General features: G+C 39.9%; 15 protein-coding genes and 1 rRNA gene. 2 read left to right on the top strand and 14 right to left on the bottom strand.

Annotation, left to right across the window (positions count from 1 at the left end):
• From O3626_RS09270 to O3626_RS09255, 4 genes are all read right to left on the bottom strand, one after another.
• Positions 1-230 (bottom strand): 16S ribosomal RNA (locus O3626_RS09270); the annotation flags it as partial.
• Positions 231-540: 310 nt separating this feature from the next.
• Positions 541-1,083 (bottom strand): ribosome hibernation-promoting factor, HPF/YfiA family, encoded by a 543-nt coding sequence (gene hpf, locus O3626_RS09265; protein WP_003010301.1) that lies wholly within the window; start codon positions 1,081-1,083, stop codon positions 541-543.
• 81 nt (positions 1,084-1,164) lie between these two features.
• A complete protein-coding gene (locus O3626_RS09260; protein WP_371496531.1) occupies positions 1,165-1,830 on the bottom strand; it encodes a ComF family protein in 666 nt (221 codons plus the stop codon).
• Positions 1,827-3,125 carry a DEAD/DEAH box helicase gene (locus O3626_RS09255; protein WP_371496533.1) on the bottom strand — a complete coding sequence of 433 codons (1,299 nt, stop codon included), beginning with the start codon at positions 3,123-3,125 and terminating at the stop codon, positions 1,827-1,829. Before O3626_RS09255 ends, O3626_RS09260 begins: the two co-directional genes overlap by 4 nt.
• Positions 3,126-3,180: 55 nt before the next feature.
• Between O3626_RS09255 and O3626_RS09250 the strand changes: the two genes are divergently transcribed.
• Positions 3,181-3,822, top strand: a complete 642-nt coding sequence (locus O3626_RS09250) for a YigZ family protein (protein WP_371496529.1) — start codon at positions 3,181-3,183, stop codon at positions 3,820-3,822.
• Positions 3,823-3,945: 123 nt separating this feature from the next.
• Complete coding sequence (cysK, locus tag O3626_RS09245; protein ID WP_223141298.1) at positions 3,946-4,869, top strand: cysteine synthase A; 924 nt, start codon at positions 3,946-3,948, stop codon at positions 4,867-4,869.
• Between the two features lie 49 nt (positions 4,870-4,918).
• Here cysK and O3626_RS09240 read toward each other — a convergent pair whose 3' ends face one another.
• The 10 genes from O3626_RS09240 to O3626_RS09195 all read right to left on the bottom strand — a co-directional run bounded on the left by O3626_RS09240 (position 4,919) and on the right by O3626_RS09195 (position 16,471).
• Positions 4,919-5,284: a S1 RNA-binding domain-containing protein gene (locus O3626_RS09240; protein WP_049496180.1), complete on the bottom strand. Its 366-nt coding sequence runs from the start codon at positions 5,282-5,284 to the stop codon at positions 4,919-4,921.
• 1 nt (position 5,285) lies between these two features.
• Positions 5,286-6,686, bottom strand: coding sequence for a bifunctional Cof-type HAD-IIB family hydrolase/peptidylprolyl isomerase (locus O3626_RS09235; RefSeq protein WP_371496526.1), 1,401 nt, complete (start codon positions 6,684-6,686; stop codon positions 5,286-5,288).
• Between the two features lie 44 nt (positions 6,687-6,730).
• A complete protein-coding gene (locus O3626_RS09230) occupies positions 6,731-7,363 on the bottom strand; it encodes a response regulator transcription factor (RefSeq protein WP_315376962.1) in 633 nt (210 codons plus the stop codon).
• Complete coding sequence (locus O3626_RS09225; RefSeq protein ID WP_371496525.1) at positions 7,360-8,376, bottom strand: sensor histidine kinase; 1,017 nt, start codon at positions 8,374-8,376, stop codon at positions 7,360-7,362. The genes O3626_RS09230 and O3626_RS09225 overlap by 4 nt, the downstream gene beginning before the upstream one ends.
• Complete coding sequence (gene liaF, locus O3626_RS09220; protein ID WP_156671998.1) at positions 8,373-9,068, bottom strand: cell wall-active antibiotics response protein LiaF; 696 nt, start codon at positions 9,066-9,068, stop codon at positions 8,373-8,375. Before liaF ends, O3626_RS09225 begins: the two co-directional genes overlap by 4 nt.
• A gap of 119 nt (positions 9,069-9,187) precedes the next feature.
• Complete coding sequence (gene pknB / locus O3626_RS09215; RefSeq protein WP_371496523.1) at positions 9,188-11,056, bottom strand: Stk1 family PASTA domain-containing Ser/Thr kinase; 1,869 nt, start codon at positions 11,054-11,056, stop codon at positions 9,188-9,190.
• Positions 11,053-11,793 (bottom strand): Stp1/IreP family PP2C-type Ser/Thr phosphatase, encoded by a 741-nt coding sequence (locus tag O3626_RS09210; RefSeq protein WP_371496521.1) that lies wholly within the window; start codon positions 11,791-11,793, stop codon positions 11,053-11,055. The genes pknB and O3626_RS09210 overlap by 4 nt, the downstream gene beginning before the upstream one ends.
• 21 nt (positions 11,794-11,814) lie before the next feature.
• The gene (rsmB, locus tag O3626_RS09205; protein ID WP_371496519.1) at positions 11,815-13,128 is read right to left on the bottom strand and encodes a 16S rRNA (cytosine(967)-C(5))-methyltransferase RsmB; all 1,314 of its coding nucleotides are present in this window, start codon (positions 13,126-13,128) and stop codon (positions 11,815-11,817) included.
• Entirely contained in the window at positions 13,118-14,053 is a 936-nt protein-coding gene (gene fmt, locus O3626_RS09200) for a methionyl-tRNA formyltransferase (protein WP_371496517.1), read from the bottom strand. The genes rsmB and fmt overlap by 11 nt, the downstream gene beginning before the upstream one ends.
• A 9-nt stretch (positions 14,054-14,062) precedes the next feature.
• Positions 14,063-16,471, bottom strand: coding sequence for a primosomal protein N' (locus tag O3626_RS09195; RefSeq protein WP_371496515.1), 2,409 nt, complete (start codon positions 16,469-16,471; stop codon positions 14,063-14,065).
• Positions 16,472-16,535: the final 64 nt, after the last annotated feature.

The raw sequence follows: 16,535 nt of genomic DNA, 5'->3' as shown, positions 1-16,535 counted from the left end.
TTAGTGATGCAATTGCACCTTTCAAGTCAACATCATGCGATGTCGACTTTTATGCGGTATTAGCTATCGTTTCCAATAGTTATCCCCCGCTAAGAGGCAGGTTACCTACGCGTTACTCACCCGTTCGCAACTCATCCGCTCGGTGCAAGCACCAAGCTTCAGCGTTCTACTTGCATGTATTAGGCACGCCGCCAGCGTTCATCCTGAGCCAGGATCAAACTCTCATTAAAATAATTGTTTGTCTTAAACTCATTCTGTCACTGACAGATTTATTGTTTTTTTATTGTTCAGTTACTATAACTTCCGTTATAGCGCCCTGCACATTGGTTCGTCTTGTTCAGTTTTCAAAGGTCTTTGTCGCTCTCGCGCGACAACTATATTAGTATATCACGACCTCTCCTTACTGTCAACACTTTTTTCCAAAAAAATTTATTTTTTTGAAAGTTTTTTTACTTTTTTGGTTTATATAAAAAAATCAGGAGCATAAATGCTCCTGATTCCTCTATAATTTAATTGATGATTTTAATCTCTTTTTGATCTCTATTCTTTTACTTCCAATAGACCGATGTCTCCATCTTCTCTACGGTAGATCACATTTGTTGTGTTGTCTTCTGCATCACGATAAATGAAGAAGTCGTGTGCTAATAGATCCATTTGAAGGATCGCTTCATCTAAATCCATTGGCTCTAGATCAATTGTTTTTGAGCGAACAACTTTTTCTGTGGTTGCTGCTTCTTCTACAACTGCATCGGTAAACAATTTACCTGCACCAGATTTAATACGATTTTTCTTTTCGATTTTTGTTTTATTCTTACGAATTTGACGTTCAATTTTATCTACAACTAGATCAATTGAACCGTACATATCTTGAGAGACATCTTCTGCACGAAGTGTGATAGATCCAAGCGGAATGGTTACTTCTACTTTTGCGGTCTTTTCACGGTAAACTTTTAAGTTTACTCGAGCGTCTAGCTCTTGATCTGCCTGAAAATATTTTTCAATCTTTTCGAGTTTAGAAACGACATAGTCGCGAATGGCTTCTGTTACTTCTAGGTTTTCACCACGGATACTATATTTAATCATATTAGTACCTACTTTCTAAACATTATGTTTTTATTTATATGTATATTATAACGCTTTCATAAAGTTTTTGCAAATCTTTTTTTACCTTGCGATTGAAAATGTCTTTATTTCTTTCACACCTTTTTCAATTAGTAGGCGCTTCATTAATTCGATTGTTTTGCCTGTTGTGTAGATATCATCGAAGATAAGATATTTCTGCTTTTCTGAAACTTCTCCTTTTAATTGAAAGTGTTGAGAGGTTTTTAATCTTTCTTCTCTTGTTTTTTTTGATTGGGCTAAAGTGTCTTCTTTTTGGAAGAGACTGTTGTACTTTATCTCTGCAAAATCTAGTATAGTCGAGACTTGATTGAATCCTCTCTCCTGCTTTTTTTCATGGCTGATTGGAGTCGGTATTATCGTATAGCTTTTATACTTTTTCAAGGCTTTTTTGATGTCACATGCAAATACCATTCCTAATAAACGATCTCCTTCAAATTTATATCGCTTGAAATAGTCTTTCATTGCTCCATTATATCTATATAAAGCTTCATGTTGAACAGTATTTCCTTTGTCTTCCCAGAACTCACAATCTTTACATACTTTCTCCTCCTTATCTTTAAAGCATCTAGGACAATGGATTTCGCCAATTTGTTCGAAGTCTTCTTTGCATTCTTTACAAATCCATTCTTCTTGTTGATTCATAATTATAAGATCTATGAAATGTTCACCAGTTTTCAACTCTTTAGTACAAAGCAGACATTCTTTCAAAACCCAGCCTCCTGATTCATTTGTTTTATTTCCTTTATTGCTTTTTTCATTTCTTTTGTTATTCCATCTGATAGAAAGAGCAATTGGCCTGTTGGTCTTTCTTTGCTACGTCCAACTCTTCCTGAGATTTGTACAAGGGCACTTTTCGTAAACAAGCGATGGTTGCTTTCTAAAACAAAAACATCTACAAGCGGAAAGGTAACTCCTCTTTCAAGTATGGTAGTCGAGACTAGTATTGTTTTTTCTTTATTTCTAAATTCTTCTACAATTCTCAAGCGATCCTGTGTCTGAGAGGATACAAAACCTACTGTTTCTTTGGGAAAGTATTTTTTTAAGTTCTCAGTGAATTGTTGCCCTAACTCTATTTCCGATACGAAGAATAACAATGGGTAGTGAGTCTGTCTTTGTTTCTTGATCAGTTGCAATAGTTCGTAAGGGATTCTTCCTTTTTCTATTTTTTCTCTCATTTTCGATACCCATTTTATTTCAGGGACCACTAGTGGCTTCCCATGAAATCTTCTTGGAAGACTATAACGAATGATTTCTTTTTTCTTAACCTTTTTATCTAGCTCATCTGTAGAGGTTGCTGTCAAATATAGGGTATTCCCCTCTTTTTTTATTGCATTCTGAGCTGCTTTATATAAGATTGGATTATCCACATAGGGAAAAGCATCTACCTCATCTATAATAAGGAGATCAAAAGCCTGATAAAACTTTAGCAATTGGTGGGTTGTAGCGATCACTAAAGGCGTTCTAAAATAGGGCTCTGATTCTCCATGAAGCAAAGAGATGGGGCAGGAAAAATCTTTCTTCATCCTTCCGTACAATTCTATACAGACATCGATTCTTGGGGTGGCAATACAGACTGCTTTTCCTGCCTTGATCGCTGTTGCTACAACCTGGTACATCATTTCCGTTTTCCCAGCGCCTGTCACAGCATGTACCAAGGCATGTTTTCCTGCTTTAACTGCTTGGATGAGACCATCAGATACCTCTTGTTGATAGGAAGTCAAGGTTCCTTTCCAGTTTAGCAACTCTTGTCCTTCAAAGTTTTGCTGTGCAATAGCATAAAGTTTTTGATCACTCCGGATCCTTCCCAATTGGATACAGGCTCTACAATACAGTACCTCCTCACTCAATTTCCAAAGTTTTTGATCAATCAAACTGCCACATCGAAAGCATTGGTACCTTCCATTTTGTTTTTCTATAGCTGGAAGTTCTTGGGCAATTTCTTTCAGATCATTTGTCATCTGGCTCTCTGTTAAGAGTCTTCCATAAGTATCTTCTATCTTCATACTTATCAATTCGCAAAAATTGGAGAAAATCATTCTTTTTTTGTAAAATAAGAATATGGAATATATTACATTTAAAGAGAACGGCACTGTTCAAGAAGAAATCAAAAAATCGAAATTCATTTGTCATGTTAAACGCGTCTCTTCTGAAGAGGAAGCTAGAGATTTTATCAACGCGATCAAGAAGGAACACTACAAGGCCACACATAACTGTTCTGCTTTCATCATTGGAGAACATAGCGATATTAAACGGACTAGTGACGATGGTGAACCTAGTGGAACAGCGGGTGTACCGATGTTGGGAGTTTTAGAGAATCATCACATCACTAATAGTTGTGTTGTGGTTACCCGCTATTTTGGAGGCATTAAATTAGGCGCTGGCGGTCTGATTCGTGCATACGCTGGAAGTGTGGCTCAAGCAGTTCGAGAGATTGGACTCGTAGAAATCAAGGAGCAAGTGGTTCTTGGGATCACACTTTCTTATTCCCAATACCAAGAATTTGCTAATTTCTTAAAAGACAACAAATTGGTAGAACAAGATCCGATGTTTACAGATCAGGTGGCGACAACTATTTTTGTAGACAAAGAAGACACCAGTTCTATCACAGCAGCTTTAGTCGAATTTTATAATGGGAAAGTCCTTATAGAAGATCAAGGAATTCGCGAGATTGAAGTACCCCTACTTTCTGTAGAAAAATAATCAAAGAAGCTATCGGCAACGATAGTTTTTTTTTATCACACCCATAAAATTTCTATATTTTACATTCTCCCCACAAGGGACTATACTGGTTAGTATCAAGAAAACCTAGAACTGAGGTATATTATGGCTATTTATGAAAATATTACAGAATTGATTGGGAACACTCCGATTGTCAAATTGAACCGTCTTGTTCCTGAAGGAGCTGCAGATGTCTATGTAAAACTCGAAGCCTTCAACCCTGGATCATCGGTTAAAGACCGGATCGCTTTGAGCATGATTGAAAAAGCTGAAGCAGATGGCTTGATCAAACCAGGTGATACCATTGTCGAAGCAACTAGTGGAAATACTGGGATTGGTTTGTCATGGGTTGGTGCCGCTAAAGGCTATAAAGTTGTGATCGTCATGCCTGAAACCATGAGTGTGGAACGTCGTAAAATCATCCAAGCCTATGGAGCTGAACTCGTTTTGACTCCTGGAAGTGAAGGAATGAAAGGTGCTATCGCTAAAGCTGAAGCAATCGCTGCAGAAAGAAATGGCTTCCTTCCTCTTCAATTTGAAAACCCTGCTAACCCAGAGGTACACGAGAGAACAACAGGACAAGAAATCGTTGATGCCTTTGGAAAAGATGGTTTAGATGCTTTTGTCGCAGGTGTTGGTACTGGTGGTACTGTTTCTGGTATTTCTCATACTTTGAAAAAGAACAATCCTGCTGTCAAAGTCTATGCCGTTGAAGCCAATGAATCTGCGGTCCTTTCTGGCGAAAAACCTGGTCCACATAAAATCCAAGGTATTTCAGCAGGTTTTATTCCAAACACTTTAGACACTAATGCATATGATGGTGTTCGTCGTGTATCTTCAGAAGAAGCTTTCGAACTTGCACGCGCTATCGGTGGAACTGAAGGATTCTTAGTCGGTATCTCAAGCGCAGCTGCTATCTATGCTGCTATTGAAGTCGCAAAAGAATTAGGTAGCGGTAAAAAAGTTCTTGCCCTTGCACCAGATAATGGGGAACGTTACCTTTCCACTACTCTTTACGAATTTGAATAACTCACTATACCAAAAAACTTCGGTAGGTTTCATCAACCTATCGAAGTTTTTATTTTTTTTCTTGTTTGCTAAAGAATGCTTTTCCTTCTTTGACCCAGGTTGGCATCTGTTGAGCTAAGGGAGCAAAACCACTTTTGTTGCGGTCATTTGAAAAACGATGGTGTCGAATACTTCGTTGCGGTGTTTCTTCTAAGGTTCTCAAAGAGAGACTGGCTTTCTTAGAATATTCATCAACATCGATGACTTGGACAAAGACTTTCTCTCCAATCGAAAGAATATCATGAATATTACTTACATAGCCACTTCGAATCTCTGAGATATGAATCAAGCCTGTGACACCCGACTCTAGTTCAACAAAGGCTCCATAAGGTTGAATGCCTGTGATGGTTCCTTCTAACTTATCTCCAATTTTCATTTTAGTCCTCAATTTCGATGGTTTGAATCACGACATCTTCTACTGGCTTATCCATCATACCTGTCTCAACAGCCGCAATCTCATCCAATACCACAAATGAAGCTTCATCCATCAATTGTCCAAATACGGTATGGCGTTGATCTAGATGAGGAGTTCCTCCTTCTGTCGTATAGATTTCGGCAATTTTTTCAGGCCAGCCACCGCGGACCAATTCCTTTTTCGAATATGGGAGATGTTGATTTTGTACAATAAAGAATTGGCTGCCATTTGTGTTTGGTCCAGCATTTGCCATTGAAAGGGCTCCGCGAATATTGTACAATTCTTTTGAAAATTCGTCTTCAAAGCTCTCACCATAGATGGATTCACCACCCATACCTGTACCAGTAGGATCTCCCCCTTGGATCATGAAATCTTTAATAATCCGATGGAAAATGACACCATCATAATAGCCAGACTTAGCAAGAGCCACAAAATTTGCAACTGTTTTTGGCGCTTGATCTGGGAACAATTGAATTTTCATCTCACCGTGATTGGTTTTGATCATAGCTATAGGACCTTCAACCACACCAAGTTCCAACTGCGGTAACGTCAATTCTTTTTCAACCATATTTAACTCCTCTAAGGCATAGAATATGCCATCTTCTTCCAAATTCTTAGTGATATAATCAGCTTTTTCTTGTAACTCTGGGGCAGATATTCCCATTGCGATACTAATCCCAGCATAATCAAATAGTTCAAGATCATTTAAGCCATCCCCAAATACCAAAACATTTTCTGGCTTCAAGCCCAAATGATTTACAAGTTGAGAGACTCCAGAAGCCTTTGATCGATCAAAACGAACAACATCAGATGAATGTGGGTGCCATGGAACTAGACGTAACTCCTCTTGTAAGGAAGGTGATAATTCTAAATCACCATCATCTTCATCAAAGGTCCACATTTGGAAAATTGGTTCTTTCAAATGCAGATCTGGATCTACTGGTAAGTTGGGATAAATGATGTCAATAGCATCACTGATCAAAGGTGTACGATTGGACAGGGCAGCTTGATGACTAGCCACTAACCCATAATCAATCTGGGATTCTTTGGCCCAATCCACAAAAGAAGAAACGATTGCTTCATTGATTGGTGATTGGTAGATCACAGTTCCTTTGGTATCTTCAATATAGGCACCGTTTAAGGTGACTAGAAAATCAGGCTTTAAGTCCATAATTTCAGGAACAACTCCAAAAACCCCTCTACCGGTTGCAATCCCTGTTCGAATTCCCTTTTCTTTCAACTGACGAAAGACGTCTTTTACAGATTCTGGGATCAATCCAGTTTTTTTTGCACGTAATGTATCGTCAATATCAAAAAAGACGATTTTTACTTTTTTTGCTTTATAACGTAATTTTGCGTCCACTTGTCTCCCCCTATTTTCCTTGCTCTATTATAGCATGTTTCAACTTAAAAATCTTCCTGATTCACCAGATGGTGTCGGAAGGCATAGACGACTGCTTGTGTCCGATCACTAACTTCTAGTTTCGATAAAATATTGGAGACGTGGGTTTTCACCGTTTTTAAAGAAATAAAGAGTTCATCTGCTATGCGTTGATTTTCATATCCTTTGGTCAATAAAGCCAGAATATCTCGTTCTCTAGCCGTCAAATCATCATGCAATTCAGCATGGTTCTTTCGTGACTCAACTTTTTGACTAACTTCTGTCTCGATCGCAAATTCTCCCTTTGCAACCTTCCTTACAGCCTGTAAGATCTCAGTTGCTGACGAAGTCTTTAAGATATAACCTTTTGCACCTGCATCTAAAACCGGGTAGATCTTTTCGTTATCCAAATAAGACGTCAAAATGACAATTTTAGCTTCCGGCCACTCTTTTAGGATGGCTAGAGTTGCATCGATTCCATTTAGCTCTGGCATCACAATATCCATGATGATGACGTCTGGTCTTTCTTTCAGCGCCAACTCCACGCCTTCTTGCCCATTTTGTGCCTCTGAGACTTGCTCAATATCGGTTTGCATGGACAAAAAGCTTTTTAATCCCAACCGGACCATTTCATGGTCGTCTACTAATAATACTTTCATACAGTTTCCTTTTCATTTTTATCTTTTACAAGGAGGGGAACGCGAATATCTACAGCTACTCCCTTTTGAGGACTCGTTCTTATTTTAATGGTTCCCGCCATGTCTTCTACACGTTCTTGAATATTTTTCAATCCATAACTCAATCGTTCCAATTTTTCTTGCTCAAATCCGATTCCATCATCTACCATCCGTAAATGAAGTTGTTTCCCCTCCTGATGCAAAAAGACATCCATTTGTTGAGCTCTAGCGTGTTTTAAGGTATTGCTGACAATTTCTTGGACGATCCGAAACAGATGTTCTTCCATATCTTTTGGAATGCTTACTTCATTGTGATGGAAGACAACGGTTAGGTCACTCTTTTCCTTCAATTCTCTAAAAATCATCTCCATACCTTCTACCAAACTTTTTCCTTCCAATTCTGTAGGACGAAGATGTAGGAGCAAGACGCGTAAATCATTTTGGGCTGTACCTAGAATATCTGACACACCATTTAGTTGCTGCTGGATCTGACTTTTCTCTAACTCAAGGGCCTGTGCTGCCACTCCAGATAAAATCATATTGGCTGCAAACAATTCTTGACTAACCGTGTCATGTAGATCACGCGCAATTCTCTTACGCTCGATTTCCACAATTTCTTCTTCATTTCGCATCACACGATTTTCACTTTTTTGTAAATTTTCTTCTAGTCGAAGCAATTTGCTGTCCAATAAATCTAACTGTTGATTCAATTCTTTAGGGGCAATTTCTTTTCGCTGTGAAGCAGTCAAGATAGATTCTACCTTTTGTTGTACTGCATGGACCGTTACAAATTGCGTGATTTTGATAATTAAGATAACCAAAGCTGTTAATGCAAGCGTCAGACTAAAAACCAAAAATAGGAATGATTGAAGCAAGGAAAGATCTGAGAGAAGTTTGCCCCACTGAAAACCAACAAAATGGAAAATGGTATGACAAATGACCGCAATCACCATTAGGGAATAGAAATACAATAGGAGATAGTCTAATTTCTTCATGCGCGAATCACCTCAACATCCCCAACAATACCAACTAACACAATTTTTATAGAACGATGCGATCTCCGATAATGTGCCGTTTCAATATCTATGGTTTCATTCCTCATTTTACGGACAGGAAGATCCAAAAACTTCAGATCTCCATACAAGGTGTTAATTTGTAAATGCAATTCCAAATCAATCGGTAAGATAATTTTTGTATTTCCAAACCCTTTCCGAATGATCACTACATTGTCCCAATTGCAAATGGCTACCTCCTCTAAATGGAGGGTGTCATTCCCAAAAACTCGGATCACATTCAGATCTCGATACCCTCGACTTTGCTTTGAAAAATGTTGTAAATCACCAATCCATCGAGTTTTTTCCTGACGAATTTTCGTATCCTCTTCAACATCAAACACAACTGCTTCATTTTCCTTATACATATAAGGGTAAGCGATCAATAAACCATAAACCACAGCAAATAAAATGGCTGCAATCACAAAAGGATTCAGCATCACGATAAAAAATAGAAGCACACTCAGTGCGATTAATAGAAAATTCGCTTTTTGTTTGCCAAAATAGTAATACAGAAGGAGCAAAAAGAGGACCATCAAGACAACAAATCTGGAAAAATCGATTGATAAAATGGTGATTGCTGCTAATGTTAACAAAATGGCTTCAACGAAAATAAAAATTTGTATTTTCCACATAGTCTACCTCATCTTTTCCTATTTTATCAAATTTTTCCTCATTTGACTTCCGTCTGTGGTTGGATAATCGCATACAATCAAAAAGACCCAGAAATCCATCTGAGTCTTAGACTAATTTATTAATCTCCACCAGTTGCACTACTGCTGGAACTTTCTGTATCTGATCGTTCCGTAGAAGAAGAACTAGATGTTTCTGAACTGGATGAGGCTTTCGTACTTGAAGAAGCCGTCACTTTAGGCTCATATACCGTCAAGACAATTCGTGTTCGGTTAATGTCCACCGTACTCGAAACTTCTGGAGTTTGACTGACAATTTGACCTGCAGAAACAACTACCCCATCAGGGAGATGTTCCGTTTTTCTTAATTCGATATTGGCTTCTTTAATACCATAGATTTCAATTAAATTACTTCTAGCAAAATCATAGGTTGATCCAACATAGTTTGGCATTTCAATTGAAGTTGTTTCTTTTGCTACTTTTAAAACAATCTTGGTCTTTGAACTCAAAGAATATTGCTCTCCTGGAGCTGGGGTTTGTTCAAGAACTGTCCCTGCAGGATCATCAAAGGTCTCAACTTCTTCAATCGTGATCATTTTGCTCGATACTTTATAAGTGTTTTTCAGATCCTCTTCAGCTGCTGCCCGTGTTTCACCTACGTAATTTGGCATTTCAAAGCTGTTTGGTCCTTTTGAAACGATCAAATCAATTCGACTTTGTTCTTTCTTTTGAGCCCCTGCATTGGGATTGGTTCGAATGACATAACCTTCTGCAACCGAATCACTGTACTCTTCTTTCTCTTCACCAACTTGAAGGTCTTGTCCCTCAATAACGGCTCTAGCTTCGGCAATGGTTTTGCCGGAAACATCTGGAACGGTTTTATTGGCCGGGCTCATATACAACAAGAAGGTAAAGGCTGCAAGAACTAGGGCAATGGCAACAAACAAGACCTTGTAGCGCGCCCGTAAGCGTCTTCTTGGCTTTTTGCTTGGGGCCATTGTCTGTTGGTTAGATAATGGTCGATTAGGATCTACCGAACTGATTTCATTGCGTACCTCAGAGATTGGAACAGGAGCCGTCTTTGGAGTTGGACTCACTTTTGGAAGAGTTTTTGTATCAGCTTTCGCTTGGTCTTCAAAAATCAGTTTTTTCTCATTTCTTCTCTCATAGGACAAACAACTTGAAAGATCCACATACATCTCTGCCACTGACTTATAGCGATCCGTCAGTTTTTTAGCTGTCGCTTTGATCACTACATTTTCTAGAGCTTGTGGAACATTCTTATTTTCCTCACGAATAGATGGGAGAGGCTTTTGAAAATGCTGCAAAGCAATTGTGACTGCACTGTCCCCATCATAAGGAATGTGCCCGGTTAACATCTCATAGAAAATGATCCCCATAGCGTAGATGTCACTTTGAACCGTTGCTTTTGATCCACGCGCCTGCTCAGGGGACAAATAATGAACCGACCCCAACATCGAGTTGGTCTGGGTCAAGCTAGTCTCTGCAAAGGCCACTGCAATCCCAAAGTCTGAAACTTTCGCTGTTCCATCTGGTGTCAAGAGGACATTCTGTGGTTTTAAATCTCTATGGATAATGCCACGCGTATGGGCAAGACGCATAGCGAGAAGAATTTGCCCCATTAAACGAACAGCTTCTTCATTTGATAAAGGTGCATTTTCTTTGATATAGCGTTTTAAGTCTAAACCTGCAACATATTCCATTGCAAGGTATTGTTGCCCTTCTTCTTCGCCAATGTCTGTAATCCGAACGATATTTGGATGGTCCAGTTCTGCCATCGCTTTTGCTTCACGCTGAAAACGAGCAACTGCAATGGGATCCGTCTGGTAATTCGTACGCAGTACCTTAACTGCAACTTCTTCCCCATCTAAAATCAAATCACGCGCAAGATAAACATCTGCCATCCCGCCGCGCCCAATTTGTTGGATGATTTTATATCGCCCGGCAAAAATTTTGCCGATTTGAATCATGCTGCATCCTCCTCTGTAAAGTGGAGCAGTACAACGGTGATATTATCCAAGCCTCCAGCATTATTGGCAAAACGAATCAAGGCTTGAGCCTTCTCTTCAAGCGAAACATCACTCAAGACAATGTCTCTGATTTCATCTGGGCCAATCATATTCGTTAAACCATCACTATTGATCAAAATATAATCATCTGCTTCAACAGTCACCAAACCATAATCAGGCGCCAACTCATCTTTTTGACCAATGGACTGAGTGATGATGTTCCGCTGAGGATGATGGGCTGCTTCTTCTTCTGTAATTTGACCTGCTCGTAAAAGAGCATTTACAAGAGAATGATCACTGGTCAACTGCTGGTATTCACCGTGGCGAATGAGACCAATCCGCGAATCCCCAACATGGGCATAAATCACTTGTCCTTCTACAAAAGCCAAAGCTTCCAGTGTCGTTCCCATTCCTTTGTGCTCATCATCTTGCCCAGCTAAATGAATCCGACGGTTCACAGCTTCTAAATGTTCTGCAAACCATTCACGTACTTGATTAACCGTCTCGATCTCAGAAGAAACCCAGGCTGCACCTAGGTCTGTGACTGCCATTTCACTAGCAATATTTCCGGCACGGTGCCCCCCCATACCATCAGCAAGAAATACCATAGATTTTCCTGCCTTGTTTTTATATTGATTTGCATAGTCTTGGTTATTTGTCCGTCTTTGACCTACATCGGTTAAGATCGTAATATCCATACTGTCAGTTTCCTCCTGATATTATGACATTCTCTTAAAACGACTGATAAAGAAGCCGTCGCTTCCGTATAATTCGGGTGTAATAAGGATACAATCATTCTTGAGAATATCTTTTCTTTCGTGATCCAATGGAACTTGTTTGAAATTTGGATGGTGTTTCAAAAATTGGTCCACCACTTCAAAATTTTCTTTCCCCATAATTGTACACGTACTGTACACTATTATACCACCTTTACGCACACTTTGACAAACACTATCCAGAATCGCCAATTGAATAGCTTGTAAAGATATAAAATCTGCACCCTCTTTATTGTACTTGATATCAGGCTTTCTCCGTATCAGACCAATCCCCGAACAAGGTGCATCCACCAAAATTTTATCGAAAGCATCTGGTCCAAATGTTTCATAGACTTTTGTCGCATCTAACTTCTTTGTCAAAATTTTGTCCGCAACATGGAGCCGATTAGCATTTTCTTGAATCAATTTGAGTTTATGGTCATAGAGATCCAGGGCTGTGACCTTCCCAGTCGTGAGATAAGAAGCGATGTGAGTCGTCTTTCCACCTGGCGCTGCACAGGCATCTAAAACCCACTCATCCCCTTGCAAATCCAAAGCTGGCGCCACCAATTGACTGGACTCGTCTTGAATGGCAATGCGTCCTTCTTTAAACAAAGTGAGCGCTGCAAAATGTCCCTGATCTTTCACGAGGGCAGACGGGGCAAGTAGAGAAGATTTTGCTTCTAGTGTCTGAGCCAACTCTTCTTTTTCGTCAAGATCAATCACACGAATACTTGATTTATTACGCTGATAGAGACTCTTAAAAATAGCGCAAGAACGTCCTTCACCATATTCTTCGATCAATGCTTTGACCAACCATACAGGTAGAGAATACTCCACTGAATAACGTTTGTTCTTTCGCTTAATCGTATCAATAGCTGGTAGTCCCTCGCGAAGGAGCTTTCTAAGAATAGCATTGACAAACTTCTCACTGCCTTCTTTTCGACCTTTTGCTATCCGGACAGCTTCATTGACGATGGCATGGTCAGGAATGCGATCCAAGTAGACCAACTGATACAAACTCATCATCAAAAGATAATAGAGCCAAGGATCTAATTTCGTCCGGTCCTCAATCATGTGGGCGAGATACCACTCAAGTGTTATCTTCCGCGCTACGGTACCATATACAACTTCCGTAACAAAACTTCTATCTTTATCTGAAAGTTGAGAATTTTCTAGTGCTTGATTTAAGGCAATATTAGAATAGGCTCCATGTTCAAAAACCTCTTCTAAAACTCCAAGGATCTGTTCACGCGCATTCATTTGTTTACCTTCCAAAGCGATCTCCTACTTTCAATTGACGGCCCGCACCATTCAAAAAGTCTGTAATGGACATTTTTGGTTTTCCTGCAGGCTGCACAACTTTGAGAGATAGCGCGCCTTCACCTGCTGCTACTACCAACTCTTTTTTGCTCAAACCAATCACTTCTCCTGGATTTCCATTGCCTTCGCATAGCTCTGCTTCATAAACTTTAAAGCGTTGATCATTTAACAAGGTATGAGCGACAGGCCAAGGATTCATCCCTCGGATCTGGTTAAAGACTTGGCGGTTGGTTTTGGTCCACTCCAAAACTTCTTCTTCCGGCAAAATATTTGGTGAAAATGTGACCAAACTAGGATCTTGTGGCCTTGGCTGGATCTCCCCTGCTAGGTAATCCGGCAAAGTATCTAGGAGTAGATCCCGTCCAAGGACAGCCAATTTTTCAAACAAGGTTCCCACATTGTCCTCATCTAAAATTGGTAGAGAACGAGCTGCAATCATGTCTCCAGCATCCATTTCTTTGACCATTTCCATAATTGTAACCCCAGCTTCTTCATCGCCATTGATCAAAGCATAATGAATCGGCGCACCACCTCTATATTTAGGCAACAAAGAAGCGTGGACATTCACAGCGAACTGAAAGTTTTCTAGTAATTTTGTCGGTAAAAATTGGCCAAAAGCAGCAGTCACAATTCCATCCGCATTCAAGGATAGGAGAGTTTCCATTTCTGGACTACCTGATAATTTCTCAGGTTGCAGAACTGGTAATTGGTGCTCCAAAGCTACTTGCTTCACTGGAGTCATTCGAATTTCTTTTTTACGACCTACTTTGCGGTCTGGTTGGGTCACTACTGCCAGAATTTCATAACGAGAATCTGCTAACAATCCCTTTAAAACGGTCGCTGAAAAATCAGGCGTTCCCATAAAAATTAATTTTGTCATTTTTCTTCCTTACATAAAACTTTGAGGTTCATTATCAATACTAACTCGTAAATCTTGGTTGCCTTTTTCTTGCGTAAATTCCAAAATTTGATTCAATACCTGTGTAATTCCTTCTTCAAAACGATACTTCACAATGATTTGATAATGATACAAATTATGTGTACGCGCTATTGGTTTAGGAGTTGGTCCTAAAATTTGGACCTGATCGGATAAGCCAGAATGGAGAATTTCCATGACCTGATGTGACTTCTTCATCACAACTTCCTCACTCTTATGCGATAGGTTCAACCCAACTGTGAAGTAATAAGGCGTATAGCCCAGCTGCCGACGAATCTGCATTTCATAGGCAAAAAAACCTTCATAATCTTGGTCTTTGGCAAATCGAATCGCATAATGATTGGGGTTGTAGCTCTGGATGATAACCTCTCCTTCTTTCTCTGCTCGTCCAGCCCTTCCTGCCACCTGAGTCAAGAGTTGAAAGGTTCTCTCTGAGGATCGATAATCCGGTAAATTTAAAGAAGTATCCGCATTCAAGACACCCACTAACGTCACATTGGGAAAATCTAGACCTTTCGCAATCATTTGCGTTCCTAACAAAATATCCGCTTCACCATTCCCAAATGCATCTAATATCGCTGCGTGGCTCCCTTTTTTTCGGGTGGTATCCACATCCATGCGCAAAATTTTAGCCTCAGGAAAGACCTCTTGTAACTCATTATAAGCTTTTTGCGTTCCTGTCCCGTAATAACGAATGGAAGGACTTTGACAATTTGGACAGTGTCGAGGAATTGCCTTACTATAACCACAGTAATGGCAATTCATCGTTTTTGTGTCCATATGGAGGGTCAAAGAGATGTCACAATTTGGACACGTATCCACTGTCCCACACTCGCGACACATGACAAAGCTGGAATAGCCACGTCGGTTCAACATCAAGACAACCTGCTCTTTTTTCTGCAAGCGATCAGAAATAGCTTCCACTAAGACAGGAGTGAAGTTTCCAGCTTCATTTTGGCCAATATAATCACGGAAATCAACGACTTTAACTTCTGGAATTTTTGCTGCCGGATTGGCCCGCTGGGTTAGACGAATTAATTCATAAACCCCTTTTGTTGCACGAGCCCGTGATTCTAGACTTGGTGTGGCAGATCCAAGAAGCAAGACTGCTTGATTGTACTGAGTCCTTAAGACTGCGACTTCCCGCGCATGGTAGCGCGGGTTACTATCTTGTTTGTAAGAAGCCTCATGTTCCTCATCAATGATGATGGCACCTATATTCTTCAAAGGTGCAAAGATTGCTGAGCGCGCTCCAACCACTACCTTGGCCTCTCCACGTTCTACCTTCCGCCATTGATCGTACTTTTCACCATTTGATAAACCTGAGTGCAGAATGGCCACTTCCTGACCAAAACGGGAAATAAAACGGTCTGTCATCTGTGGTGTCAGAGAAATCTCAGGAACTAACATAATAGCTGTTTTTCCCTTATTTAGAACTTCTTGAATAATCTGCAGATAAACTTCCGTCTTCCCGCTTCCAGTCACTCCTTCTAATAAGAAGGGCTTTGATTCTTTCCCAAGTTTAGAAACAACTGTTTTTACAGCCTTTGATTGTTCTGGATTTAAGACTAAAGCTCGGGTTTGTTTTTTTCCTTCATAGTAAGATGCTGCCCGATTCACTTCTCGTTCGGTAATTTCTAATACATCCTGATCAATAAAATAGGCCACTACTTCTCGTGAAAAATCCTGATACAATCCTGCTAAAGGTTGCTCCTCTTGCTCTAGCAACAGGCGTTCTTTCAATGCTAGTCTTTTTTTAGCTCTCGCAGTCGGTTGCAGTTCTTTTAATCGTTCCTGGTTAACGCGATACCATTTTTCTGTTTTAATTTGTTTCTTATCCTTGGCCTTGTATTCAAGTACCAAATCACCTTTTTTGACCAACCGCATCACTTGGGCTTGATCGGCCGCATCTAGAGAAGAAAAAGAAACTTCATTTTTTTCACCAAAAAGTTTCTTTTTGAGAGTTGGATCCAAAGATGGTTGAGGATACAAAATCTTGTCATAACTGGAATTAAGAAGTGAGGGAAGCATGGCTTTTAAAATCGTTATTTTGTAGGAAAAGACACTTTTTCGCAATTGATCTGCCAACCAGAACTGCTCTTGATTTAAGACAGGAGTGTAGTCTAATACCTCTCCAATCGCCTTCAATTCCTCGCTTGTATCCGCCTCTTCTACAACGTCTACCACAATCCCTTGAATGAGGCGATTCCCTTTACCAAAGGGGACATGCACTCGCATTCCCGCCTCAACCATATCTTCAAATTCTGATGGAATCTGATAGGAATAGGGTTTATCCGTCTGCATCAATGGAACATCTACGATGACTTTTGCTATCACTTTTTCACCTCCAGCCTCTATCATATGAGCTTTACTTTATCACGGAACCCTTTAAATAGCAAAAAATAAGATTGAGAAGCCCCCAACC

The sequence above is a fragment of the Streptococcus sp. 20925_1_77 genome, assembly GCF_041432125.1.
Classification (GTDB): domain Bacteria; phylum Bacillota; class Bacilli; order Lactobacillales; family Streptococcaceae; genus Streptococcus.
The sequence above is the reverse complement of the archived record's forward strand: the minus strand, read 5'-3'. Positions and strand labels throughout refer to the sequence as shown.